At 46.7% G+C, this 21,557-nt stretch carries 22 protein-coding genes and 1 pseudogene; 11 read left to right on the plus strand and 12 right to left on the minus strand.

All coding sequences use genetic code 11. The annotated features are described in order from the left end of the window. Nucleotides 1-129 precede the first annotated feature (129 nt). Nucleotides 130-303 carry a DUF2986 domain-containing protein gene (locus tag ACQY6Q_RS03930; protein ID WP_427978111.1) on the plus strand — a complete coding sequence of 58 codons (174 nt, stop codon included), beginning with the start codon at nt 130-132 and terminating at the stop codon, nt 301-303. A 33-nt stretch (nt 304-336) separates the two neighbouring features. Here the strand turns inward: ACQY6Q_RS03930 and ACQY6Q_RS03935 are convergent, their stop codons facing one another. Next, a complete protein-coding gene (locus tag ACQY6Q_RS03935; protein ID WP_427978114.1) occupies nt 337-1,266 on the minus strand; it encodes a helix-turn-helix transcriptional regulator in 930 nt (309 codons plus the stop codon). Between the two features lie 351 nt (nt 1,267-1,617). Here ACQY6Q_RS03935 and ACQY6Q_RS03940 point away from each other — a divergent pair, with 351 nt between their 5' ends. The 3 genes from ACQY6Q_RS03940 (at nt 1,618) to ACQY6Q_RS03950 (ending at nt 4,497) form a co-directional block, all read left to right on the plus strand. Further along, nucleotides 1,618-2,301: a hypothetical protein gene (locus ACQY6Q_RS03940; protein ID WP_427978116.1), complete on the plus strand. Its 684-nt coding sequence runs from the start codon at nt 1,618-1,620 to the stop codon at nt 2,299-2,301. Further along, complete coding sequence (locus ACQY6Q_RS03945) at nt 2,298-3,863, plus strand: GGDEF domain-containing protein (RefSeq protein WP_427978119.1); 1,566 nt, start codon at nt 2,298-2,300, stop codon at nt 3,861-3,863. The genes ACQY6Q_RS03940 and ACQY6Q_RS03945 overlap by 4 nt, the downstream gene beginning before the upstream one ends. 97 nt (nt 3,864-3,960) lie before the next feature. Then, nucleotides 3,961-4,497, plus strand: a complete 537-nt coding sequence (locus ACQY6Q_RS03950) for a GNAT family N-acetyltransferase (RefSeq protein WP_427978122.1) — start codon at nt 3,961-3,963, stop codon at nt 4,495-4,497. Nucleotides 4,498-4,518: 21 nt separating this feature from the next. Here ACQY6Q_RS03950 and ACQY6Q_RS03955 read toward each other — a convergent pair whose 3' ends face one another. Further along, on the minus strand, nt 4,519-5,406 hold the full coding sequence (locus ACQY6Q_RS03955; RefSeq protein WP_427978124.1) for a LysR family transcriptional regulator: 888 nt from the start codon (nt 5,404-5,406) through the stop codon (nt 4,519-4,521). 146 nt (nt 5,407-5,552) lie between these two features. Here ACQY6Q_RS03955 and ACQY6Q_RS03960 point away from each other — a divergent pair, with 146 nt between their 5' ends. Beyond that, the gene (locus ACQY6Q_RS03960) at nt 5,553-6,701 is read left to right on the plus strand and encodes an S-(hydroxymethyl)glutathione dehydrogenase/class III alcohol dehydrogenase (protein WP_427978126.1); all 1,149 of its coding nucleotides are present in this window, start codon (nt 5,553-5,555) and stop codon (nt 6,699-6,701) included. 71 nt (nt 6,702-6,772) lie between these two features. Beyond that, nucleotides 6,773-7,612: an S-formylglutathione hydrolase gene (gene fghA, locus ACQY6Q_RS03965; RefSeq protein WP_427978128.1), complete on the plus strand. Its 840-nt coding sequence runs from the start codon at nt 6,773-6,775 to the stop codon at nt 7,610-7,612. 72 nt (nt 7,613-7,684) lie between these two features. On the opposite strand, the gene ACQY6Q_RS03970 is transcribed toward fghA, so the two are convergent. Next, a complete protein-coding gene (locus ACQY6Q_RS03970) occupies nt 7,685-8,194 on the minus strand; it encodes a hypothetical protein (protein WP_427978130.1) in 510 nt (169 codons plus the stop codon). A gap of 350 nt (nt 8,195-8,544) precedes the next feature. Between ACQY6Q_RS03970 and ACQY6Q_RS03975 the strand changes: the two genes are divergently transcribed. After that, a complete protein-coding gene (locus ACQY6Q_RS03975; RefSeq protein WP_427978133.1) occupies nt 8,545-10,782 on the plus strand; it encodes an endo-1,4-beta-xylanase in 2,238 nt (745 codons plus the stop codon). Between the two features lie 146 nt (nt 10,783-10,928). Next, on the plus strand, nt 10,929-11,522 hold the full coding sequence (locus ACQY6Q_RS03980; protein WP_427978135.1) for a thioredoxin family protein: 594 nt from the start codon (nt 10,929-10,931) through the stop codon (nt 11,520-11,522). A 37-nt stretch (nt 11,523-11,559) separates the two neighbouring features. Here the strand turns inward: ACQY6Q_RS03980 and rimI are convergent, their stop codons facing one another. The 9 genes from rimI to ACQY6Q_RS04025 all read right to left on the minus strand — a co-directional run bounded on the left by rimI (nt 11,560) and on the right by ACQY6Q_RS04025 (nt 18,841). Beyond that, nucleotides 11,560-12,024 (minus strand): ribosomal protein S18-alanine N-acetyltransferase, encoded by a 465-nt coding sequence (rimI, locus tag ACQY6Q_RS03985; protein WP_427978138.1) that lies wholly within the window; start codon nt 12,022-12,024, stop codon nt 11,560-11,562. Next, complete coding sequence (locus ACQY6Q_RS03990) at nt 11,997-12,383, minus strand: DNA polymerase III subunit psi (RefSeq protein WP_427978140.1); 387 nt, start codon at nt 12,381-12,383, stop codon at nt 11,997-11,999. Before ACQY6Q_RS03990 ends, rimI begins: the two co-directional genes overlap by 28 nt. A gap of 20 nt (nt 12,384-12,403) precedes the next feature. Continuing rightward, entirely contained in the window at nt 12,404-13,315 is a 912-nt protein-coding gene (gene rluF / locus ACQY6Q_RS03995; protein ID WP_427978142.1) for a 23S rRNA pseudouridine(2604) synthase RluF, read from the minus strand. Between the two features lie 71 nt (nt 13,316-13,386). Continuing rightward, entirely contained in the window at nt 13,387-14,214 is an 828-nt protein-coding gene (locus tag ACQY6Q_RS04000) for an HDOD domain-containing protein (protein WP_427978146.1), read from the minus strand. Between the two features lie 214 nt (nt 14,215-14,428). Beyond that, entirely contained in the window at nt 14,429-14,668 is a 240-nt protein-coding gene (locus ACQY6Q_RS04005; protein WP_427978149.1) for a thioredoxin family protein, read from the minus strand. A gap of 6 nt (nt 14,669-14,674) precedes the next feature. Beyond that, on the minus strand, nt 14,675-15,670 hold the full coding sequence (locus ACQY6Q_RS04010) for a permease (RefSeq protein WP_427978152.1): 996 nt from the start codon (nt 15,668-15,670) through the stop codon (nt 14,675-14,677). Between the two features lie 125 nt (nt 15,671-15,795). Continuing rightward, nucleotides 15,796-16,359, minus strand: a complete 564-nt coding sequence (locus tag ACQY6Q_RS04015) for a sigma-70 family RNA polymerase sigma factor (protein ID WP_427978155.1) — start codon at nt 16,357-16,359, stop codon at nt 15,796-15,798. A 430-nt stretch (nt 16,360-16,789) separates the two neighbouring features. Further along, on the minus strand, nt 16,790-17,638 hold the full coding sequence (locus tag ACQY6Q_RS04020) for a substrate-binding periplasmic protein (protein ID WP_427978158.1): 849 nt from the start codon (nt 17,636-17,638) through the stop codon (nt 16,790-16,792). Between the two features lie 243 nt (nt 17,639-17,881). After that, complete coding sequence (locus tag ACQY6Q_RS04025; protein WP_427978161.1) at nt 17,882-18,841, minus strand: helix-turn-helix domain-containing protein; 960 nt, start codon at nt 18,839-18,841, stop codon at nt 17,882-17,884. A gap of 348 nt (nt 18,842-19,189) precedes the next feature. On the opposite strand from ACQY6Q_RS04025, the gene ACQY6Q_RS04030 reads away from it, so the two are divergent. From ACQY6Q_RS04030 to ACQY6Q_RS04040, 3 genes and pseudogenes are all read left to right on the plus strand, one after another. Further along, complete coding sequence (locus ACQY6Q_RS04030) at nt 19,190-19,699, plus strand: TRAP transporter small permease subunit (RefSeq protein ID WP_427978164.1); 510 nt, start codon at nt 19,190-19,192, stop codon at nt 19,697-19,699. Continuing rightward, complete coding sequence (locus ACQY6Q_RS04035) at nt 19,696-21,021, plus strand: TRAP transporter large permease (protein ID WP_427978168.1); 1,326 nt, start codon at nt 19,696-19,698, stop codon at nt 21,019-21,021. Before ACQY6Q_RS04030 ends, ACQY6Q_RS04035 begins: the two co-directional genes overlap by 4 nt. 89 nt (nt 21,022-21,110) lie before the next feature. After that, nucleotides 21,111-21,557: pseudogene (locus ACQY6Q_RS04040) on the plus strand (C4-dicarboxylate ABC transporter); the annotation flags it as partial.

Raw genomic sequence — 21,557 nt, forward strand, 5'->3', positions numbered from 1 at the left:
CAGCAGAGTAAACACGAAAGAAAGCGCCCAGCTAAGCCTTAGCCACAACGCCATTTACTTTACGAAACCAGAGATGTTGCCACCACAGTTTGCTACAATAAAGCCTGTCCCACCGATTAGGAAGCGCCAGTGAATCGCAAAAAGAAAATAAACGAAACGCTGAAGAAAAAAGCGAAAAAAGCCAACGCCAAAAACAATAAAAGTAACAAACCTCGTTACATATCCAAGGCTGAGCGCGCCGCCCAGCAAGCCGAAGAAGAGGCGGCTAGCACGGAGCAAAGCAGCGACATATCAAATAAATAAGCTTAGTTAATCGATAAGTTCTCTGCAGTGTCATCACAGTTCAAAGTCTGCCAATGCAGCGATATCTTGTTTAGAAATAGCGGACAAGGGCGAAGCCAATACGCTAGCACTGTCTAAACCACAAAGAACGGCGCTATAGCGCCCTTTACCCATCCGAATACCCCCGCTATCTTTTGGATTGCCGCGTAATAACACCTTAGCCCCCAGCTGCTTATAAACCTGCCAGTCCTCGTTGATCGACGAATATGATAAACACCAGTCAATGCTATGGTCTGCCTCAATGAGGCCGATTAAACGCCGCGCACAAAACAAATAAAGTGCCAAATCACTTAGGTAGGCACTAAAGTTCAGCAACACACGGCCTTGGCTTTCGGCAGCAAAAAAGTCATGCAACTTAACTTTATGGTAGTGCTCCAAAAGCTGTTGCATTTTCAATGTATCAGCCACGGCATAGGCTAGATGGCCGACCATCTGCTGAGTTTGATAAAAACGTAAAACATAAACCTCTATACCACTCAGCTGCTTAAGCAGGCTGCGTAATTCATCAACGGCTATGCCACTAGGCCGCATTAGATGGCTGGCTTGCAACATCGTCGTGTCATTAAGAAAGTCATCAATGGCGCGAGATTCTTCCAGATAAAATCGAGGTTTGGTTTGTCGATAAGGCACATCGCCCAAGCCGGAAAAACGATTAAAACGAGTCTGTAATAGTTGTTTGGCGGCTTCATTAGCACCTTCAGGCTGGAAGCGACTGGCAACAATGGGGATTGCCAGTTTACGTAAAATGTACAACTGATTACGTAAACTGGGCACACTCGCTTGACGCTCCCAGCGGCTAATTGTACCTACATCGATGCTCGGCTTACGAGGCATTAACTCGGACAGTTGTTGAGCGAGAGCTTCCTGACTTAAGCCTGCTTGCTCGCGATAGCATCTTATCTGCACCGCAAAATCCATCTCCATTCTCCAAGTCCTTTGCTTACCCAAGAATAACTTAACATAATGAAAGCTATTTGTTTTTGTCCAGTTCTGAAGAAAAAAGCTCCCCCTACTAGGCAAGGCTGCTTACTAAAAAAAACATAATGCCCTGTTAGGGCGTGGCAGTTAGGGCTAAATTGCCCTCGTATCGAGCTCATCCTTGTCTAAAGCCACCACCATCGACAAGTGTATTGATGCATCAAGTAAGTTTTAGCCAGCAGCAGGTAGCAGCGGAAAATTAAACATAAAGGAGAATGAACCTAACCAGAGGACATAACAGTGTTATCGTGTAAACGTGCAGACAGTTGGAAAATAGCTTCATTCCCACAGCTAACAATGGGATTTAAAACTCAAAAAATTGTTAATCAATGGCATCAACCCGTCGCGGAAGAAATACTCTACAACGGCCAGTATTCTGCTGCGATTAAACCAACTGAGTTCTTCTCTAGCCAAGTATTTATTGATGCCTTGCTTTGCTATACCGAGTTAAGAGCCCAGCAAACACTCATCAGCAAGTTATTCGTCAATATTGAGCCTAACACTCTGTGTGACTCTAGCGCGCTAGCTAAATTGACCCACTTACATCAGCAGCTAAAACAATATCAGTGTGAACTAAACATTGAAGTCACCGAACGCCTTTACTGCGGCCCTTGTTTAGCCAGTGAAGCAGGTTTATTGGCACTCAAAGCCGAAGGTATTGGTCTGGCTCTCGATGATTACGATATCTATAGCCAGCGCGGCGATAAACGAAGCTTTGAACTGAATGTATTTAACTATGTCAAAATCATTCGCCCCGTCAGTGCTAATCAACGATTGCAACTTCAAACATTTTTGCGCCGCAAACCACTACACGATGGCCAAATCTTGGTAATAGAAAACATCGAGCACGCCAGCGACTTAGCCGCACTAAAAAATATCCAAGGCTTGCCGTCTAAACACTATTTTCAAGGCTATTGGTTTTACCGCCCACAAGCGATACAACTCAACTCTAAGCAAGCAACTTGGGGAGAACTGCAATGAAAAACCTGCTGTTTAGAAAGCACTACTTAGTGATAGCTATGCTAATGAGTATCTTGCTTAGCCTGCATCTGGGAGCCTACTTTATGGCCAAGTATCAGATAAATAGCAAGCTTAAACAACTTAGTCGTCAACTGCGAGTGATTGATACTCTCGAAGCACTGCAATTTAGAGATTCGGCTGGCGTGGTAGTACATATTAACCTGCAAGGATCCTGTTCCTTGGTGGAAAATGGTACTCGCTTGCGGGTGCTCGATTTTGCCGAGAAAATCCAATACAAGCAGGTGGCCGAACCCTTGTGTCATAACCTGTTAGCCATGCAAACTTTGCGCAGCTCAGGAGTTTTAGACGGGGTTTACATTGCTTATCAATTTATGGACTCGGTAGACGGCCATGACTACCTCATGACCAGCGGCAGCTTTCCGCTTGATTATGCAAATAAAGCGGCGTACCGAGAGTTTTTAATGGAAGACAACGACCTGTATTTTCATAAAGACGGCATCATTCGCAAACTCTATGTCAAAACCAGTTTATTGCCTGACGACTCCCCACAGACCCAAGCTAACCCTTATTTTTTGCAACTAGCTTCCTCTTCTGCGCACCAATACATAAGCACTTATCTTGAGGAAATAAACAACACAGGCTTAAGTTACGCTCCACTGCGCCTACGCTGGTATTTGCTACCGTTACTCTGCCTATTACTCCTGTTATGGCGCTCCAATATATCCTTGCTGCAACGCCATATTTGGAATCGTAAATCGCTTAAGCACCTAAAACATACTGGCTTTGCCAGCTTTAAACAGCATCACCAGCAATTAAACGTTCTATTTAGCTCTGATTTTACCAATACCAAGCAAACCAAGCTTCGATGTTATACCGAACGTGGAAAGATCTGTGATAAGGCCTCCGATGAGGTTCGCTTTGTCAAAGTTAGCCTACCCGGATATGAAGCGGTATACCGCTTACTGGGCGAACAACGTAGCGCAGCCTATGGCAACATCCGCATTGGCATTCGTGACGAAAAGCAGTTTGAGCTAATTCGCTTTTACGAAGGAAACTATACCCGTGATAGTCTCACCGGTTTACATAACCGCGCGGCCTTAAATACTTTTATTAAACAGCATGCAAACAGCGACACTCAGTTTTTAATGGCCTTGGTAGATTTAGACCACTTCAAAAGCTTTAATGATACCTACGGCCACGAGTTTGGTGATACCTTGCTGGTACATACCGCCAGCTATTTAAAGCGAAACTTCAAAAACAATCGAGACGACTTATTGCTTAGAGTAGGAGGAGAAGAGTTTTTGGTGCTGCTCAATGTTAGCCAGAGCAATACCGATATAACGACGCTAAGTGAAAAATTGCAGACCCGGCTATTGGGCTTTAATCAGCAAGCCATTTCGCTCTCTGGTGGCATCGCACTTTGGCAATGTGCCAACGAAAGCTTTGATACTGCCTATAAACGCGCCGACGAATTGCTATATCGCAGCAAGGCAAAAGGACGCAAACAAATCAGCCTAGAGCCAGGCTTAACTAGCGCTCCACAGTGCATCGCGCTAAGCTAGTCGCATAGGCCTAACACGCCACGCAGCGATGGTTTAAGTAACAGCAGAACCATCGCAGCCTCAGCTCTTTCAATGCCAACCCAGCAGAGTATTCACGATGCAACATCAACAACTCGACAGTAGCCAACAAGCCGAGATTAGCCAGTTATTTGGCGAGGTATTTAGCGTCGCCGAAAATGCACAAGAGGGACAAGGCATTAGCCAGTTGGCAGCGCAGCTCGCGGCCATTATCGACCAACAACAGGTGTTTGGCTTTGGCACTTATCAAGGCCAGCAGCTGGTAGCGGCTATTTTCTTTACTCAACTCTTATTTAAACCCGAACAGCCGATTTTTATGCTGGCACCGGTGGCGGTGAGTAGCGAGCATCAAGGCCAAGGCATTGGCCAAGCTCTGATCAACTGCGGTCTAAAGCAAATGCAGCAGCGTGCTGTCAGTACGGTGGTCACCTATGGTGACCCAGCCTATTATTGCAAATTCGGCTTTGCGCCGCTCTCAGAACAAGTGATTCAAGCACCGTTACGTCTCTCCATGCCCTTTGGTTGGCAAGGGCTATCTCTTAACAGCGCCCCTATAAGCCCTATTCAACAGCGGCCAAGTTGCGTTGCGCCCTTCAGCAATCCTGTTTATTGGTAGAGCCAAGCTACACATTAGGCCTTAGCTGGTGGGCTCAGCATCGCTGAGTTTTTCAACTAAAAAATCAAGCAGCAAGCGCACCTTGGGCGATAAGTTGCGGTTTTGCGGATACAGCGCCCAAATGCCTTCTCGCTGCTCTCTAAATTGAGTTAACACCTCGATTAAAGCACCACTGGCCAGATCTTCTTCAACGTAAAAATCAGGCAACTGCACCAAACCTAAACCGCGCAGCGCCGCATCGCGCAGAGCAAAACCACTGTTACATTTTATGCGCCCGTGAACACGGATCGACAAGGATTTTCCCGCCTGCTGAAAATGCCAGTGATCTAAAGAGCCCAACAAGCATTGGTGCTGGCTAAGCTCCGACAAAGTATGCGGCTCACCAAAGCGCTGTAAATAATCTTTACTGGCGCAAACGTAAACCTGCCGGCTGGCTAGTTGTCTGGCGATCATGGTGGAATTTTCCAGCCGCCCCAAGCGGATCGCCAAATCAATTCCCGACTCCACTAAATCCAACTTTTGGTTGCTCAGGATAAGCTCCATATCAATCTGTGGATAGAGTTGTAAAAACTGGTTAAACAGGGGAGCGAGCTTTTGTTCGCCATAGGTGACCGGTGCGGTAACTTTAAGTAAGCCCTTGGGCTGAGACTGCATTTGTGTCACCGCAATATTCGCCAACTCAAGGCCTTCCACTAAGTGCTTACACTGCTGAAAATAGACTAGTCCGGCTTCGGTTAAACTGACTTTACGGGTGGTACGATTAAGCAGTTTTACTGCTAAGCGCTCTTCTAAAGCCGATACTCTGCGGCTTACTTGAGCCACCGAGGTTTTCAGTTTTTTAGCCGCACTGGTAAAGCTATGGCTTTGCGCCACCTCAACAAACTCGGCTACTCCTTCCCAATGCGCCATGCTCTAATCCTGTGTAATAGCAAGCCAGTAGAGCCGCCAATTATTACATATAAGTAATAATCCTTTCCATATTTGGCAGATTATCATTCACCGAGAAGCCACTATACTAAAGCTAAATCAAGACACGATGACTTAAGGAATCAAACATGGCACTGAATATTCAACCAGGGCAAAGCTCAATCAAATCTAAAGCAGCGGTAGCGTGGGCGGCCGGTGAACCATTAAAAATGGAACAAGTTGATGTAGAACTGCCAAAGAAAGGCGAAGTATTGGTACGCATTGTCGCCACAGGCGTTTGTCATACCGACGCATTTACCCTTTCTGGTGATGATCCTGAAGGTATATTCCCCGCCATTCTAGGCCACGAAGGTGGCGGCATCGTAGAAATGGTGGGTGAAGGTGTCACCAGCGTTGCCGTAGGTGATCATGTGATCCCGCTCTACACCGCCGAATGTGGTGAGTGTAAGTTCTGTAAGTCAGGCAAAACCAACCTATGTCAGGCAGTGCGCGAAACTCAAGGTAAAGGTTTAATGCCCGATGGCACCACCCGCTTCTCGATTAACGGCGAGCCAATTTACCACTACATGGGCTGTTCGACTTTCTCTGAATACACCGTATTACCAGAAATCTCTCTTGCCAAAGTGAACAAGCAAGCGCCGCTTGAAGAAGTCTGTTTGTTAGGTTGTGGCGTCACCACCGGCATGGGCGCGGTACTCAATACTGCCAAGGTACAAGCAGGCGATACCGTGGCGATTTTTGGCTTAGGCGGGATTGGTTTGTCGGCGATTATCGGCGCACGTATGGCCGGTGCTAGCCGCATCATCGGTATTGATATTAACGAGAGCAAATTTGAATTAGCCAAGCAATTGGGCGCTACCGACTTGGTTAACCCACAAAAGCTAGACAAGCCAATCCAAGAAGTGATTGTTGAAATGACCGATGGCGGCGTGGATTACTCCTTTGAGTGTATTGGTAATGTGAACGTGATGCGCCAAGCCCTAGAATGTTGTCATAAAGGCTGGGGCGAATCGGTGATTATTGGTGTTGCCGGTGCCGGTCAAGAAATCTCTACCCGTCCTTTCCAATTGGTCACCGGCCGAGTGTGGCGCGGTAGTGCCTTTGGTGGTGTAAAAGGCCGCTCTGAGCTGCCTGAAATTGTAGAACGCTACCTAGCCGGTGAATTTGGTTTACAAGAATTCATTACCCATACCATGAGCTTGGAAGAGGTTAACCACGCCTTTGATTTAATGCACGAAGGTAAGAGTATTCGTAGCGTAATTCACATGGACCGCTAAGCTCTCAGCTCAATCAATGAATAGTGCTGCCGGCTTTAGCGGGCAGCATGGTAATTCGATAAAGGTAAATTATGACACTTGAAAATATTAGTCAGAATAAGGTTTATCAAGGTTGGCACAAGCAGTATTCGCATCACTCAAGCAGCCTACAGTGTGACATGCAGTTTGCGATTTTCTTGCCGCCCAATGCCCGCCAAGGCGAACCGGTACCGGTACTTTATTGGTTATCGGGTCTTACCTGTAGCGATCAAAACTTTATGCAAAAAGCTGGGGCTTTTCGTAAGGCGGCAGAGCTGGGCATTGCCATAGTGGCGATGGATACCAGCCCGCGCGGTGAGCAAGTGGCCGACGACGATAACTACGACTTAGGGCAAGGCGCCGGTTTTTACCTTAATGCCACTCAAGCACCTTGGGCTGAGCATTACCGCATGTATGACTATGTGACCCAAGAACTGCCCAAATTGATCGAAGCAAACTTTCCGGTGTCTAGCCGCAAAGCCATTGCCGGTCATAGTATGGGCGGCCACGGCGCATTAAGCATAGGATTGAAAAATCCTCAGCAATACTGCTCTATTTCGGCCTTTAGCCCCATCGTAAATCCTATGCAGTGCCCGTGGGGACAAAAGGCCTTTAGTGCTTACTTAGGTCATGATATAGAAACTTGGAAGCCCTACGACAGCTGCGAGTTAATCAAACAAACTGACTGCCAGCTGCCCATATTGGTGGATCAAGGCGATGCCGATAACTTCTTGCTAGAGCAATTGCATACCGACACCCTAGTTGAAGCCGCCAAAAACTACCCCGGTGAAATCAACATTCGCATGCAAGCAGGCTATGACCACAGCTATTTCTTCATCTCAAGCTTTATTGAAGAACACTTAGCCTTTCATGGCCAATACCTCAACACCTAAAGCATCTAAGCTTAAACCGTTATATACGAGCGCCATGGCGGCGCTCTTTTGTTATTTGCCGAATTACACCAATTAACTCACATCTTTGATGTAGCGAGCAGGAATGCCGCCCACAATGGTATTTTTCTTCACATCTTTATTAACCACTGCGCCTGCTGCCACCACTGCGCCTTCTTCAATGGTAACGCCTTGCAGGATGATCACCCCCGCGCCAATCCATACCTTATCTTTCACCACAATCTCTTTGGTAAACAGCGGTCTGCCCAGCCCCTCTTCATAACGCACTTGATGGCTAGCGGACTCAAAAGAAACCCGTGGCCCTACCAGCACATTGGCCCCAATTCTGATATTACTGTCTTGGCAACCAAAGCGAGTTTCGCTATTTAGATAAGTGTTTTTACCTATGTAAATTTTATTCGTGGTATCGACACGTAAAGACAGTGGGCCGGTAATAGTCGCGCCCGACTCAATATTTAAGCCGGCCAAACGATATAGCTTGGGCCTACGCTGGTTGAAATAGTGGTAACGGGGTAAAGCATTAGCCAAACTAATACAGAGGTGATTCCAAATAATTTTAAACATCAGTCCATCCTTGTTGTGATGTTTGGGCTTAGCTCACGAGCTACGTTAGCCCCTTAATATTATCGTGACACAAATCACTATACTGGCTTAATCGGCATAGGCACACCAAAATCCCCCTCCTTCTAGGCGAAAATTAAACCTTAGCGCCAATCAAACTCTATAGCCTGCTGTTCTACTTAACAAAACCCACACTGATACAGCTCAACAATTTTCATTTTCTGCCACAGCAATATGAGCCCGCTCACAAGGGTATTTTTTCGTAATCATATTCCCATTTATCACAGTGCTAGATTAGGCCGTAACTAGGTATTGTTACAAGACATTAACAACCGTTAAAAGGAGTATGCCTAATGCGCATGCAGCTAAGGAAAACCGGACTGTTACAAACAGTTATATTAGGCACAATGCTAGCCAGCACCGCACTGTCGGCCACCCCCTTGCGTGAACTGGTTAAGCCGCAACAGCAATATTTTGGCGCAGCCTTAGAGACTCGCCACCTACAAGATAAGCAGTTTAGCGAAACGCTGGCGCGAGAGTTCAACCAACTCACCCCCGAAAACGAAATGAAATGGAGCTACCTGCAACCTGAACGCGGCCAGTTTACCTTTGACAAAGCCGACCAACTGGTTGAATTTGCGCAAAACAACCACATGACCGTTCGAGGTCACGCCTTGATTTGGCATATTCAAAATCCTGATTGGTTAGAAAATGGCGACTTCTCTAAACAAGAAATGCTAAAAATCATGGAAGAACATATCACCACAGTAGTAAGCCACTACAAAGGTAAGGTGAAATACTGGGATGTGGTAAACGAAGCCTTAGATGATAACGGAGGTTTCCGCCCAACCCTGTGGTACCAAGCCTTAGGTGAAGACTACATAGCAAAAGCCTTTGAGTTCGCCCATAAAGCAGACCCTGATGCCATTTTGGTTTACAACGATTACTCAACCGAGGGTAAAAGCCCTAAAGCGAATGCCGCCTACCGCCTAGTGAAAAAACTCAAACAGCAAGGTGTACCTATTCACGGCATAGGAACTCAGGCTCACTTAGTTGTAGGAGTGCAGCCTCGCGTGGCTGACATTGCGGCTAACATTGAGCGGATCAAAGAGCTAGGCCTAGAGTTTCACTTCACTGAAGTAGACATGCGCATTCAAGGTGAAGCAACAGACCGCGCGTTGCAGCAACAAGCTAACATGTATCAAGAACTAGCTCGGCTCAGCGCTTATTATGACAACGTAAACTTTTTAACGACTTGGGGTATTACTGACAAGTACAGTTGGATCCCATCTTGGTTTAAAGGTTACGACCATGGCTTAATGTTTGACAAACAATACCAACCTAAACCAGCTTATCTAGCGGTAAACAAAGTATTCACCGATAAAGCCCAAGGTAAGTTTGATTGGGAGCCACCGGCACCATTAGCTGATGCAGGCCGTCGTTTTGAAGCCTTTATTAGCAACCAAGCCAAACGCCCTATGCCGCTAGACGGTGACGCGGCAAAATGGACTAATGCGGTATTCTACCCATTTGCATACAACCAGTTAGGCGGTAAAGACTTAACCCTACCCGCTGAAAGCGATATTTCTGGTCGCTTTGCGCTTCTTTACGATAACAACACCTTATATGGTCGTGTTGAACGTAGAGACGATAAAACCGTTATCACTAACCAAGCACAAGTATGGGAAAACGACTCGGTTGAAGTATTTCTCGGATTTGGTGAGGAGTTTGCGCAAATTCGCGCCTTAGTCGGCGAAGAGTTTGCTCCAACCGCCTTCCAAGCGGATATTGAAAACTACTGGAGTGAAGACGGAACGGTTCTAGAATTCTCAATCACACCGAAGGAAACCTCGACTTTATCGGGCACAACATTAGGCTTTAACATTGCGTTAGCCGATAACGACGCAGGCCCAGACGCGGGTCGCCACGCTCAATTGTATCCGGTACCGGGTACTAACAACGGTTGGCAAGGCCATGACTTTGGTGAAGTATTCTTTACCGCTCAAAACACTGAGATTAGTGACAAGCTAAAAGGTCAGGTAGTGAGCTTTAAAGCTGAGCCAGTAGAAGGTTTAGACGCCAATACTGCATTTGATGCATCACTATGGGCCAATGCTTACCACTACCCGTTTGCATTTAACCAGCTAAATCCTGCAGACCAAACGCCACCAAGCCAAGACATTATTAGTGGAAGCTGGCGTGTAGCTTACTCTGGCAACACTTTGTATGGTGTGGTGCACCGTCACGATAGCAAAACAGTAACCACCGGTGATGATTGGCAAACCGACAATGTTGAAATTTTCATAAAAATCGGCGAGAAATTTGTTCAATTTAGAAGCATAGTGGGTCAAGACTTCCAGAAAAACACCTTCCCTGGTAAGCATATTGCTAAATGGAACAAAGACGGCACAATCATGCAGTTTGCCATCGAACTGCCTGTAGACAGCTTAAAAGGCAAAACCATCGATTGGAATATTGCCCTAGCGGATAACGATGATGGCGAAAGCCGCAGTTCACAGCTCTACCCTGTACCAGGTAACAACACAGCCTACTTAGGTGAGCAATTAACCCGTTTGGACTTCTCTCAATAAATCACTTCCAGCCCCTCTAACGAGGGGCCGATGTCTCCCCGCAGTTGCCCACAATCCCCCCTCTTCTGCGCAAACTATTGATTTATAGCTAAACTAAAGCTTAGGATGAGTTGGCCGATAATTAAACAAGCCCTGTGCAATAGCTAATGAAAGAATCTACCAAGAGAGCACGAATGCGCTTTGATTTAATCAAGAAAGTTTTTTTTACTTTAGTGCTTATCGCCTTGGGTGGCGCGGCTCTTGGCTATATGTTTATCTATCACGTAAAAGGGCGTGGCGTGCACGCCGAAGATGGCTGGTTATTCGATATTGCCGGTTATCACCAAGCAATTCGCGAATCAAAACTCACGGATAAACCAGTACTGCTTTATTTACGCCGCCAAGCTTGCCAACGTTGTATCGCCTTTGAAGAAGACTTCTTAAATAATCCAGAACTGAAACTGCTACTGAGCCGCTACGTTAAAGTGCAGGTTAATGCCGATGTTGATCGTGACCACGAACTGTTCGCTGCTCAGTTTAAGCTCAAAACCTACCCTTCGCTGTTTGTGATGTTTGATGGTGAGCATCCTGTCTCAACTTATTTGGTATTAGAGATGCAGCAAATTTGGGTGGCCCTAGAAACCTTACAACAGGGTAATTTTATGCCCTTGTCACCGGCCAGCTTTCGCTTATCTTTATTAAGTGCCACGCGGCTAGCTAGGCAGGCAACTCCAGCAATGCCTGACCAAGAGCAAAACTAGCCTTACTTCATTTTGCTCGTAGCATAAGCGCTAACGATTATTCGCAGCAAATACATTGCATAATCAGCGCATCTTCTCGGCCCTTTTGCTGGCAAGGATAATAGCCCTTACGCCGGTCAATTTCAGAAAATCCAAACTGCCGATACAGCTGCTGTGCCTTAAGGTTACTTTCTCGTACTTCTAACAATACTTGCTGCCACTGCTGCTCTTGGGCAAGTTTAAACATCGCCTGGATTAAGCATTTGCCGAAACCTTGACCTTGCTGCTGGGGAGCGACCGCCACATTGATCAATTCAGCCTCACCCGCCACCACCCGTAAAATAATATAACCCAGTAGCTGCTGGCCCCGCCACAACCCCAAGTTACGGTATAAGCCGCCAAAATTACTGGCTAGTAATTGACGGCTCCAAGGATGAGTATGAGCCTGCCGCTCTATCTCCAACATTAAAGGCACATCTAGCAGCGATAAAGGACTTAACTGGATGTTAGGATCTGAGTGCATATTTGTTGCCATAAGGCCTTTTTAGCCGAGCGATCGCTGGCTAAAAGCTGGGGATCACAAACCAATAAACGAGCATGTTCAGGCGCGTTTTGTGTAGGGTCCGCCCACAAAACCCAACCATGAAAGTCTTCGGGGAAATGCGCCGCAGGGCAGTGGTGAATATCGGCCCAATCTAGCTGCATCGCTGCCACAATACCTTTAAATAGGGCAAAATGCTGCTTGAGCACGGCCTCATCTATTACCAACACCAAGGGCCAGCTAGGCTTAGCCTGCAGCGGCCGGCGAAGCGAACTCTGTCGGGGCATCCATACATCGATGCCCATTTCTTGTAAATATTGTCGCGCTTGTTTATCAATCATCTTGACTAGTCACTACACGTTTAACGCGCAGTTTTATTAAGTTTTAAGGTGCGTTGGGGCGCGCTTTTCCCTTTGGCTGGCTGATGCTTGGCCCTGGGTTTCGCCTTGGGGTTATCAAAGCGTGGCTTAACTTTGGTATTGGCGGTCAACTCGCTATGTGGCTGAGTTTTCTGCTCGACTCGCTTAGCTTGCTCTGGCGCAGTTTTACTAGAGTGAGCTACCGCTTGGTTAATTTCCGCCATTTCGGCCTCGGTTAGGTTACGCCATTGACCAGGGCGCAGCTTATCCAAGCTCACATTCATAATGCGGGTACGTTTCAACTTCAGCACTTCATAACCCAAGTACTCACACATGCGACGAATTTGCCGGTTTAAACCTTGGGTTAAAATAATGGTAAAAACAAACTTGCTGTTGATTTTCACCTTACAGGGTTTGGTTACCGTGCCCAAAATCGGCACTCCCTTCGACATTCGTTCAACAAAGCGTTCGCTCAACGGCTTATCTACGGTCACCACATATTCTTTATCGTGAGCATTTTCGGCACGCAGAATTTTATTCACGATGTCACCATCGCTGGTAAGAAAAATAAGCCCTTCGGAAGGTTTATCTAAACGACCAATAGGGAAAATACGCTGCTTGTGACCTATGGCATCGATGATATTGCCCTTAACGTGACGCTCGGTAGTGCTAGTAATACCTACCGGTTTGTTATAAGCGATATACACGCGATCGGATTTATTCTTAGCTACCGCGTTGATCGGTTTACCATCTACCGCTACCTGATCACCCACTTGCACTTTTGTGCCTAACTCGGGCTTGCGGCCATTAATCGTCACGCGCTGCTGCTCGATCAACTTATCGGCTTCGCGACGCGAACAAAATCCAGAGTCACTAATGTATTTATTCAGGCGTTTTTCGTTTGATTCACTCACAGGCGCTTCCACTCACATATTACGGCGCCTATTAAAGCATAGAATAGGCCCCTCAATAAGTGCTTTTAGCCTTAGCAAGCCATTTGCTTGGCCATTTCACGCCCTTGGCCACGAATTTCATCAATCGCGATATAAAACGAGGAAGGCAGGATTAACGCTCCAGAATTAGTATGGCTAACAAAGTAATCAATTTTGGCAGCCTTACTCTCTAGCTGATCCCAGTCACGATGCAACTGACAAGCAAAATTAACCACCAAGGCACGCAGTGGTTCTACCTTGGCCTCTTTAGGATTAGCATGGTACTCAATGGTATCTACCAAGCGTGCTGGGAACTTCCACAAACGCGCCAATTGGCTACCTAGTTTGGCAGTCGTTGTGCCTAACAACTCCATCTGCACCGCTTGACGATCTTCCCCTTCTTCGACCCGGCGGGCAATTTCACAGGCCTGCTCAGGTGCTAAGGTATACACCATTAAATCGCCAATATTGTGCAAGATCCCCGCAGTAAACATTTCATTAGCATCGATGCGTACTTTCTCGGCAATTTTACTGGCGATACTGGCTATTTCAAAAGTATCACTCCAAAACTGGCCCATGTCTAAGTGTTTAACCCGGGGAAAGGCCGAAGTTAACCAAGATACCACTATCATGGTTTTCAAGGGGGCCAAACCGAGGCGAATCACCGCTTCATGAATAGAGGCAATGGTACGACTACGGCCAAAGTGTGCGGAATTAGATAAACGCAAAACCTTGGCACTAATCACCTGGTCCATGGAGATTTTTTGAGCCAATTTAGAAAAGTCGCAATCCGGGTCACTCAACATACCAACAAGTTCCTGAACCACCCTGGGGACTTTGGGTAACTCGTTCACCCGAGATAATAATTCTTGTTCGGTCATCCTAACCTCCGGCCAAACAGCCGCTAACCACAGCGCTTATTAAGGTGAAGTCACCCATGCTATTTGCAAATCACATACTTAGTTAAGTCAAGCTTAGGTGAGAGTTCAAGCTAGTCTGTAAAAATAACCACAATATCACCACAAATAGCAAGGATGAGTTAACTCCACCAGCTCTACCACTCAGTCTAGTAACAGCAAGTACAAAACCTCGGTATTAACTAACTAACCAATCGTTCACTTGCTCGGCTTTAGGGATTCCACCGCTGTGCACTACTTGCTCATCCATCACCACACCCGGTGTCGACATTACTTGATATTCCATGATGCGCTCTAAGTCAGTCACCTTTTCTACTTTAACTTCGATACCTTGCTGTTGAGCCAATTGTTCAATGAGTTCAGCGGTTTTAACGCAGTTGCGACAACCCGAACCTAATACCTTAAATACTTTCATCATGTTCTCCTAAAAATACCAAATAGGCGAATTAAGTACCCAACCCATCACCGTAAACGACAGCAATAACATGGCAAATAATAAGCCCAATAAACGCCATTGCATCACCTGCTTTAGCATCACAAATTCCGGTACGCTGGCTGCCACCGTGCTCATACAAAAAGCCAAAGTAGTTCCCACTGGTAAACCTTTAGTGAGCAAACTTTCCATAATCGGAATCACCCCGGTGGCATTGGAATACAACGGAATTCCTAGCAATACCGAGGCTGGCACAGACCACCACTGCCCCGCACCCAAGTAAGCCTCTATCCAACCGTCGGGCACAAATCCATGCAGGCCAGCCCCCACCCCGACACCAATAAATACCCATTTCCATACCCGACTAACAATCTCTTGCATTTCTTGGATGGCAAATTGATGGCGCATTGTCACTGTGAGTTTAGTTTCGGCTACCCCGCCTTGTTGCTCACTTGGCTGCAGTTTGCTGCGGGCCAAAGCCTTAGAGGCCAAAGGCTGTAGCCAACGTTCAGCCCCAATCACATCCAGAAACCAGCCGCTTAATACACCAATTAAGCTACCCAACAACAGGTAGATCAGCGTGAATTTCCAACCCAACAAGCTAAACAGTAATAACACCGCCACTTCGTTTATCAGTGGAGACGTGATGAGAAAGGCCATGGTGATGCCCAAGGGAATACCTGCCGAGGTAAAGCCCAAGAACACCGGAATGCTAGAGCAAGAACAAAAAGGAGTAACGGCACCAAAAAAGCTACCGGAGACATAACCAACAATACGCCGTTTACCGGCCAAATAATAACGCACCTTTTCTACGTTTAAGGAAGCTCTAACTAACGCCACCAGATAAATCATGACTATCAGTAAGGCCATAATCTTACTGGTATCTTCAATGAAAAAATGCACCGCATCGGCCCACTTGGTGCCTTGCTGCAAGCCCAGCAGCTGGTAACTCAAGTAATCGGCTAGTTCGGTAAAAATCTGTAACATTTACAACCCCTTTAAATGCTTCAACCCGCTAGCAATGCCAGCCTCTATAAATAAGACGCAACAGGAGGCAGATAGATGCAAATTTTTTTGCTAACCAGTAGCAAACTGAGCCGAGGAGGACTTAACTAAGCGTCACTAGCTATGAAGCAACAGACCCGCTGCTGCTCGTCAAAGCGAATTTGACATTGTTGCTGAAGGATCTGTTTAAGCTTTTTTCTGGCGCGCTGAATTCGAGATTTTACCGCGCTTAAGCTGAGCTGATGCGCGTCAGCAAAAGCTTGCTGCGATAGCCCCAGCAAATCACACTGGCGAATAATTTCTTGCTCGGCGGGGCTTAGTTTAGTGAGCGCTTTAGGCAAACATTGGGCAAGGCTTTCCACAGCGGCTGAACCATCACTTAAGGGGCTTTCAAGCTGCTGATAACTGGTGATATCAACGCTTAAAGGCTGGCGGCGCAACGCATCGAGCAATAAATTATGCGCAACTCGAAATAACCAAGCGCGCTGATTCTGAATATCACAAAATTTTTTTTGCTGTTGCAGCGCCCGCAAAAAGGTGTCTTGCAATAAATCGAAGCTCAACTGTGGGTCACCACTTTGTTTAAGTAACCAGTGGTAAATCTCAGACTCAGATAAGTGCCAACTTTGCAACAAACAAGGCACGACGGTTTGTTTAGTAGTTTGAGACATAAGCGAAATAGTCATTCCTAGTTGCAACGGCCAACTTCACAGGGCTGGTTACTTAAGATACACCATTCAGCTCACTGGTAAAATCTGCGCTCTGATAAAACTTACCTACCTTTAGCGCGATAAACACTCATTCAACGGCTGTTGCTTGCTGACTAAATGAGGCTATGAAACAACCAGTAAAGCTAAAACAACTAAAAAGGTCTGCCGAAAGGTTAATCACTGGCTTGGCTTGCAGCAAACTGCTCGTCTCAGGCGTTACCGAGGCCTCCAAATTTGCCATCACAACAACCCCGCAAAGTAGCAGTTGTCATTAGCTACTGTATTTCATTAGCCCAGCATAAACTCAGCCCTACGCGGCCTCATTTTACAAAAATGGCATATCGGCTAGCTACGTACAACTCGTCAGCCTTGTTCATCAAGCAGATTTAGCTCACTCCCAAGAGAGGTCTTCGGAGCTAAAACTAGTTACCGGACGCTGAGTAAATTCATCTATGTAACGAGGAAATGGGCTGGGATAGTACCTTTCAACGATCGCTCGGTATACTCCGCGATCTATCAGTGTTTGTAAGGCCTGCTCCACCATGGGGACTAAGTCGGCATTACGTTGGGATAAAATAAGATTACTGCTAATGATCAAAATAGCCTGCTCCGACATCCCAAAGCTCTCAACTTCACTGGGATACAGTTCGCGAATGCTTGCCCAACCGCCAATATCAACAGCGGCAAACATATCATCTCGCCCAGCATAGACCTTTTGCACGTTTTGACTGAGGTTTCTCACTAAATCAGGCTGAAGTTTAGCCCTAGCAAACATCGGCAGCAGCGAACCACCACGCAAATAACCAATACTGTAATCCCCCAAGTCTTCTAAACGAGTGAACTTGAGTCCCCGTGGAAACCGCTGCTGCAAATAGAAAAAGTTCATCCGTAAATCATGAAAAGTGATGAAATAGACAGGGTTTTCCAATTCATGCTGGTAAAACCAATCGCTGCTGCCTAAGGCCCCATCAATGGAGTTAGAGGCCACTGCTCGGGCAATTCGAGCCATAGGATAGACCTTATAACTCACCTCGATATCCAAGAGCTGAAAAACCGCATCGCTCACCTCGTTCATTAAATCTTGACGCTTGCCATCCCCTATTAATGGAGGGTAGTCAATGGTGGCTAATTCAATCTGACGACGAGCTGGCTCGGCGGTTTGCTCAGCCCAAGCAAGGTTATACATGGGCACAATTATCAAAGAGAAAACAGAAACCACCCAACAAGCAACTCGCCTCATCTACTGCTCACTCCTCAATCTACTATTTGCCATTTCACCTCAGTAAGTACTGATAGTATAGAAAGCACTCGCTTAGGCTGGACATCATAGATCGCAAATACCATCTTTAAATTAAAGATAGAACGCCAATGCAAAAGGAAACGATCAGCGCAGCATAGCTGGGCTAACTGTTTGCAAGCAGCTAAACAGCAGATCTATAGAATGAATGCCGGATTTTGGCCGCTATAACGAAATGAAAAAGTACTAGCTATGACTAAGATAGCGATGACGGGTTTGTTGCGGATTTTCACCAAATAAATTTTTATAGTCTTGGCCAAACTGGCCTAAATGGAAGAAACCATGCTCAAAGGCAACTTCAGCAATGGTCTGCTGTTGCTCACTTTGTAATAAAGCTCGTCGAATTTGGTTTAAGCGGATTACCTTAATATAGTGCTTCGGCGACATGCCTAAACACTCGCTAAATGCATATTGCAAGGTTCGGCGGCTCACATGCACCGCCGCACAGATTTCATCGATGGTCAGTGGAACGCTCAAATCGGCTTCATGTAGGTAGCTTTTCACTCGCTGCATCAGCCGCTGGCGTTGCGCAAAAGCCATTGCAGCCACTGGGGCATTTTGCGCTAAACTCAATAGCTCAAATACCGCGTCTTTAAGAATCAGTTGCTGGGTTAAGCTACTCCAACGCTGGCCATCGGCCTGCAGCAGAAGCGACAAATATCGGCGAAAAGAAAAGATGAGTTGCGGTGCTATCCCGTCTAAATACAAGCAATCGAAAGCATTATCGGCCAGTTCATCATTCTGCTCCAACCATTGGTTTAGCCAGCTGCGATGTAATACCAAACCAAAAATAGAAAAGTTTTCTGGGGTGAGTAATTCAAAATCATGGCCCCCAGGTCGACATAAAAACTGCTCGCTCCGGGTGGCTTGATTGTTTATACGGCAATTTTTATTGTCGGCACTAAAACCCAACCACAAGCTCCCTTCTTCAATTTGGCATTGCTGACGTAGTTGCTGGCTGGTGTCTTCGCGAAATACATGAATATTAGGGAAATGGATCTCATTAATTAGGCCAACAAAGCGCCCTCGGCTGAGTTGATCAAACTGCTGCTGCCAGTTAATCAAGTTCTCGGCCTGATGATTTGCATCATTTGAGTGAATAGTACACAACAATGACTCATTATCGTGCAAACACGCTTTCTCCATCTCTTTCATCCTTGGCTCTTGATTGAACCAACTCAGGGCACAGTGTAACTATATTATTGTTTTACAAATACTTTTTGGCATTGCAGTTTTTTGATAGTGCTATGGAACAAGCCTTGCTGCCCCTACTAATGCCTGTTTGCTTTAAAACTGAGCAAGAAATGAACCAACAGCATTTGCCGGCTATAAAGCCAAACAAGCTACGCAGTAAAGCAGGTACCGATAAACATGTAGTGCCCAGTTCGCGGCCATCATGCCATTAATATCGGAGCCTGCGCTAAAGGATTAGCCAACAGAGCGCTGCTGAATGGAGCGCTGACTGTTAGTCACTATGCAAGTTAAGGAACGCTAATGCCCGGTTTTATTGTTGCCTACGTCAAATACGTCGATAAATTTAATCGCGTAATAGGCCGCTTTATGATGTACGGAATCTTTGTAATGGTGGGGATTTTGATGTGGTCTTCCATTTCAAGAACCTTTTTCATGCCCTCACTTTGGACCTTAGAGTCTGCTCAATTCATGATGGTGGCCTACTACATTGTTGGTGGCGCTTACGCCATTCAACTCAAAGCCAACGTACGAATGGATCTCTTCTACGGCGAATGGTCGGTGAAAAAGCGCGCTTGGGTCGACGCCTTCACCGTTTTCTTTCTTATTTTCTACTTAGCAGTGCTGCTTTATGGCGGCCTAGAAAGCCTATTTTATTCACTGGAGTACGGCCAACGCACTCGTAGCGCTTGGCGGCCACTGATTTGGCCGATTAAGGCGGTGATGTGTACCGGATTCATCCTGATGATCCTCCAATCCATTTCAGAATTTATTAAAGATATTGCCACTATTCGCGGAGTAGAAATCAAATGAGTTACGGTATGATCGCAATTACGATGTTCTCGTTGATGATGTTGCTAATGGCAACCGGTCAACGGGTATTTGCGGCTATTGGTGCGGTGGCTTCCATCGCCGTTATGATGCTGTGGGGCACCGGCGGAGTCGAAATCCCCTTCACCGCTGCCACCAAGTTAATGACTTGGTATCCCATGCTAACCCTGCCGATGTTTATCTTCATGGGTTACATCTTGTCTGAATCTAAAATTGCTGACGACCTTTACCGCATGTTCCATGTCTGGATGGGCCCCATGCCCGGCGGCTTGGCCATCGGTACTATTGGCTTAATGGTATTGGTATCGGCGATGAACGGCCTGTCGGTTGCTGGCATGGCCATTGGTGCCACCATTGCCTTACCCGAATTATTAAAACGCGATTACGACAAAAAAATGGTCACCGGGGTGATTCAAGCGGGCTCTTCGCTGGGGATCTTAGTGCCCCCCTCGGTGGTATTAGTGTTGTACGCGATGATTGCTCGCCAACCCGTAGGCCAACTTTGGCTAGCCGGGGTGGTGCCAGGCTTAATTATGGCGGCGATGTTTATCATCTACATTGCAATTCGCTGCAAGCTCAATCCCAGCCTCGGGCCAACCCTGAGTAAAGAAGAGCTTCAACAAATCAGCAAAGCCGAAAAAATGCGTTTATTAGGTGCCGGGCTACTGCCCTTGGGGATCTTCGCGGTGATGATGGTGCCCTTTGTTAACGGTTGGACCAGCTTAGTGGAAAGCTCGGCTATTGGTGCAATGGCCGCCTTTTTAGCCGCCATTTTCAAAAAACGCCTGACTAAAACCGTCTTCGAAAACTCAGTGCGTAAAACCCTAGCCATCTCCTGCATGTTTATGTGGATCATTCTTGCTGCTTTGGGCTTTGGCTCGGTCTTTGACGGCCTTGGTGCAGTAAAAGCCATTGAGCAACTATTTACCGAGCAACTAGGTTTAAGCCCATGGATGATCATCATTCTAATGCAGCTATCGTTTGTACTGCTGGGCACCTTCCTCGACGACACGGCGATGTTGGTGATTGTTGCGCCACTGTACGTGCCCTTGGTTAACGCGCTAGGCTTTGACCTAATTTGGTACGGCGTGCTGTACACCGTGACCTGCCAAATTGCCTACTTAACCCCACCCTTTGGTTACAACCTGTTTTTAATGCGCGCCATGGCTCCGCCGGAAATCAGCCTGCGCGATATTTACGGCTCTATCGGCCCCTTTGTGGCCATTATGATCGCCGCCTTAGTACTAATTATGATTTTCCCCGAGTTAGCGCTCTGGTTACCTGACTACGTGTACGGGAAGTAAGTGATGAAGGATTTATTCAACGATTTTGAAATGCAAAAAACGCGGCGGGCAATGAGCTCCGTCAAACCATATCCATTGGAGGGATAACTATGAACTCAAGACGTAAGTTTCTAACAGGCGCAGCCGCATTAACCGCAGGTACTTTGCTGGCTCCCGCCAAAACCTTTGCTGCTAGCCCTAAAATCAAGTGGCGTATGCAAACCTATGCAGGCCCAGCCTTGGCCGAGCACGTGGTAAAACCAGCCATTGAAGCCTTCAACCGCATCGCCGGTGAAGAAATGCAGATTGAGCTGTATTTTGCCGATCAGTTAGTGCCTACCGGAGAACTATTCCGCGCCATGCAAAAAGGCATTATCGATGCGGTGCAATCAGATGATGACTCCATGGCCTCACCTACCGAAGTGACCACCTTTGGCGGCTACTTCCCCTTTGGTTGCCGTTATTCTTTAGACGTTCCAGTACTGTTCAACCAATATGGTTTAGACAAAATCTGGAAGGAAGAATACGCCAAAGTGGGTGTGAAACACATTTCTGCT

The sequence above is a fragment of the Agarivorans sp. genome (assembly GCF_050295395.1).
GTDB lineage: Bacteria > Pseudomonadota > Gammaproteobacteria > Enterobacterales > Celerinatantimonadaceae > Agarivorans.

What these genes read in the sequence shown, in the direction of transcription:
- ACQY6Q_RS03935 (WP_427978114.1), bottom strand. Translation starts at nt 1,266, where the DNA reads ATGGAGATGGATTTTGCGGTGCAGATAAGATGCTATCGCGAGCAAGCA.
- ACQY6Q_RS03940 (WP_427978116.1), top strand. Translation starts at nt 1,618, where the DNA reads ATGGGATTTAAAACTCAAAAAATTGTTAATCAATGGCATCAACCCGTC.
- ACQY6Q_RS03945 (WP_427978119.1), top strand. Translation starts at nt 2,298, where the DNA reads ATGAAAAACCTGCTGTTTAGAAAGCACTACTTAGTGATAGCTATGCTA.
- ACQY6Q_RS03950 (WP_427978122.1), top strand. Translation starts at nt 3,961, where the DNA reads ATGCAACATCAACAACTCGACAGTAGCCAACAAGCCGAGATTAGCCAG.
- ACQY6Q_RS03955 (WP_427978124.1), bottom strand. Translation starts at nt 5,406, where the DNA reads ATGGCGCATTGGGAAGGAGTAGCCGAGTTTGTTGAGGTGGCGCAAAGC.
- ACQY6Q_RS03960 (WP_427978126.1), top strand. Translation starts at nt 5,553, where the DNA reads ATGGCACTGAATATTCAACCAGGGCAAAGCTCAATCAAATCTAAAGCA.
- fghA (WP_427978128.1), top strand. Translation starts at nt 6,773, where the DNA reads ATGACACTTGAAAATATTAGTCAGAATAAGGTTTATCAAGGTTGGCAC.
- ACQY6Q_RS03970 (WP_427978130.1), bottom strand. Translation starts at nt 8,194, where the DNA reads ATGTTTAAAATTATTTGGAATCACCTCTGTATTAGTTTGGCTAATGCT.
- ACQY6Q_RS03975 (WP_427978133.1), top strand. Translation starts at nt 8,545, where the DNA reads ATGCGCATGCAGCTAAGGAAAACCGGACTGTTACAAACAGTTATATTA.
- ACQY6Q_RS03980 (WP_427978135.1), top strand. Translation starts at nt 10,929, where the DNA reads ATGAAAGAATCTACCAAGAGAGCACGAATGCGCTTTGATTTAATCAAG.
- rimI (WP_427978138.1), bottom strand. Translation starts at nt 12,024, where the DNA reads ATGCACTCAGATCCTAACATCCAGTTAAGTCCTTTATCGCTGCTAGAT.
- ACQY6Q_RS03990 (WP_427978140.1), bottom strand. Translation starts at nt 12,383, where the DNA reads ATGATTGATAAACAAGCGCGACAATATTTACAAGAAATGGGCATCGAT.
- ACQY6Q_RS04000 (WP_427978146.1), bottom strand. Translation starts at nt 14,214, where the DNA reads ATGACCGAACAAGAATTATTATCTCGGGTGAACGAGTTACCCAAAGTC.
- ACQY6Q_RS04005 (WP_427978149.1), bottom strand. Translation starts at nt 14,668, where the DNA reads ATGATGAAAGTATTTAAGGTATTAGGTTCGGGTTGTCGCAACTGCGTT.
- ACQY6Q_RS04010 (WP_427978152.1), bottom strand. Translation starts at nt 15,670, where the DNA reads ATGTTACAGATTTTTACCGAACTAGCCGATTACTTGAGTTACCAGCTG.
- ACQY6Q_RS04015 (WP_427978155.1), bottom strand. Translation starts at nt 16,359, where the DNA reads ATGTCTCAAACTACTAAACAAACCGTCGTGCCTTGTTTGTTGCAAAGT.
- ACQY6Q_RS04020 (WP_427978158.1), bottom strand. Translation starts at nt 17,638, where the DNA reads ATGAGGCGAGTTGCTTGTTGGGTGGTTTCTGTTTTCTCTTTGATAATT.
- ACQY6Q_RS04025 (WP_427978161.1), bottom strand. Translation starts at nt 18,841, where the DNA reads ATGGAGAAAGCGTGTTTGCACGATAATGAGTCATTGTTGTGTACTATT.
- ACQY6Q_RS04030 (WP_427978164.1), top strand. Translation starts at nt 19,190, where the DNA reads ATGCCCGGTTTTATTGTTGCCTACGTCAAATACGTCGATAAATTTAAT.
- ACQY6Q_RS04035 (WP_427978168.1), top strand. Translation starts at nt 19,696, where the DNA reads ATGAGTTACGGTATGATCGCAATTACGATGTTCTCGTTGATGATGTTG.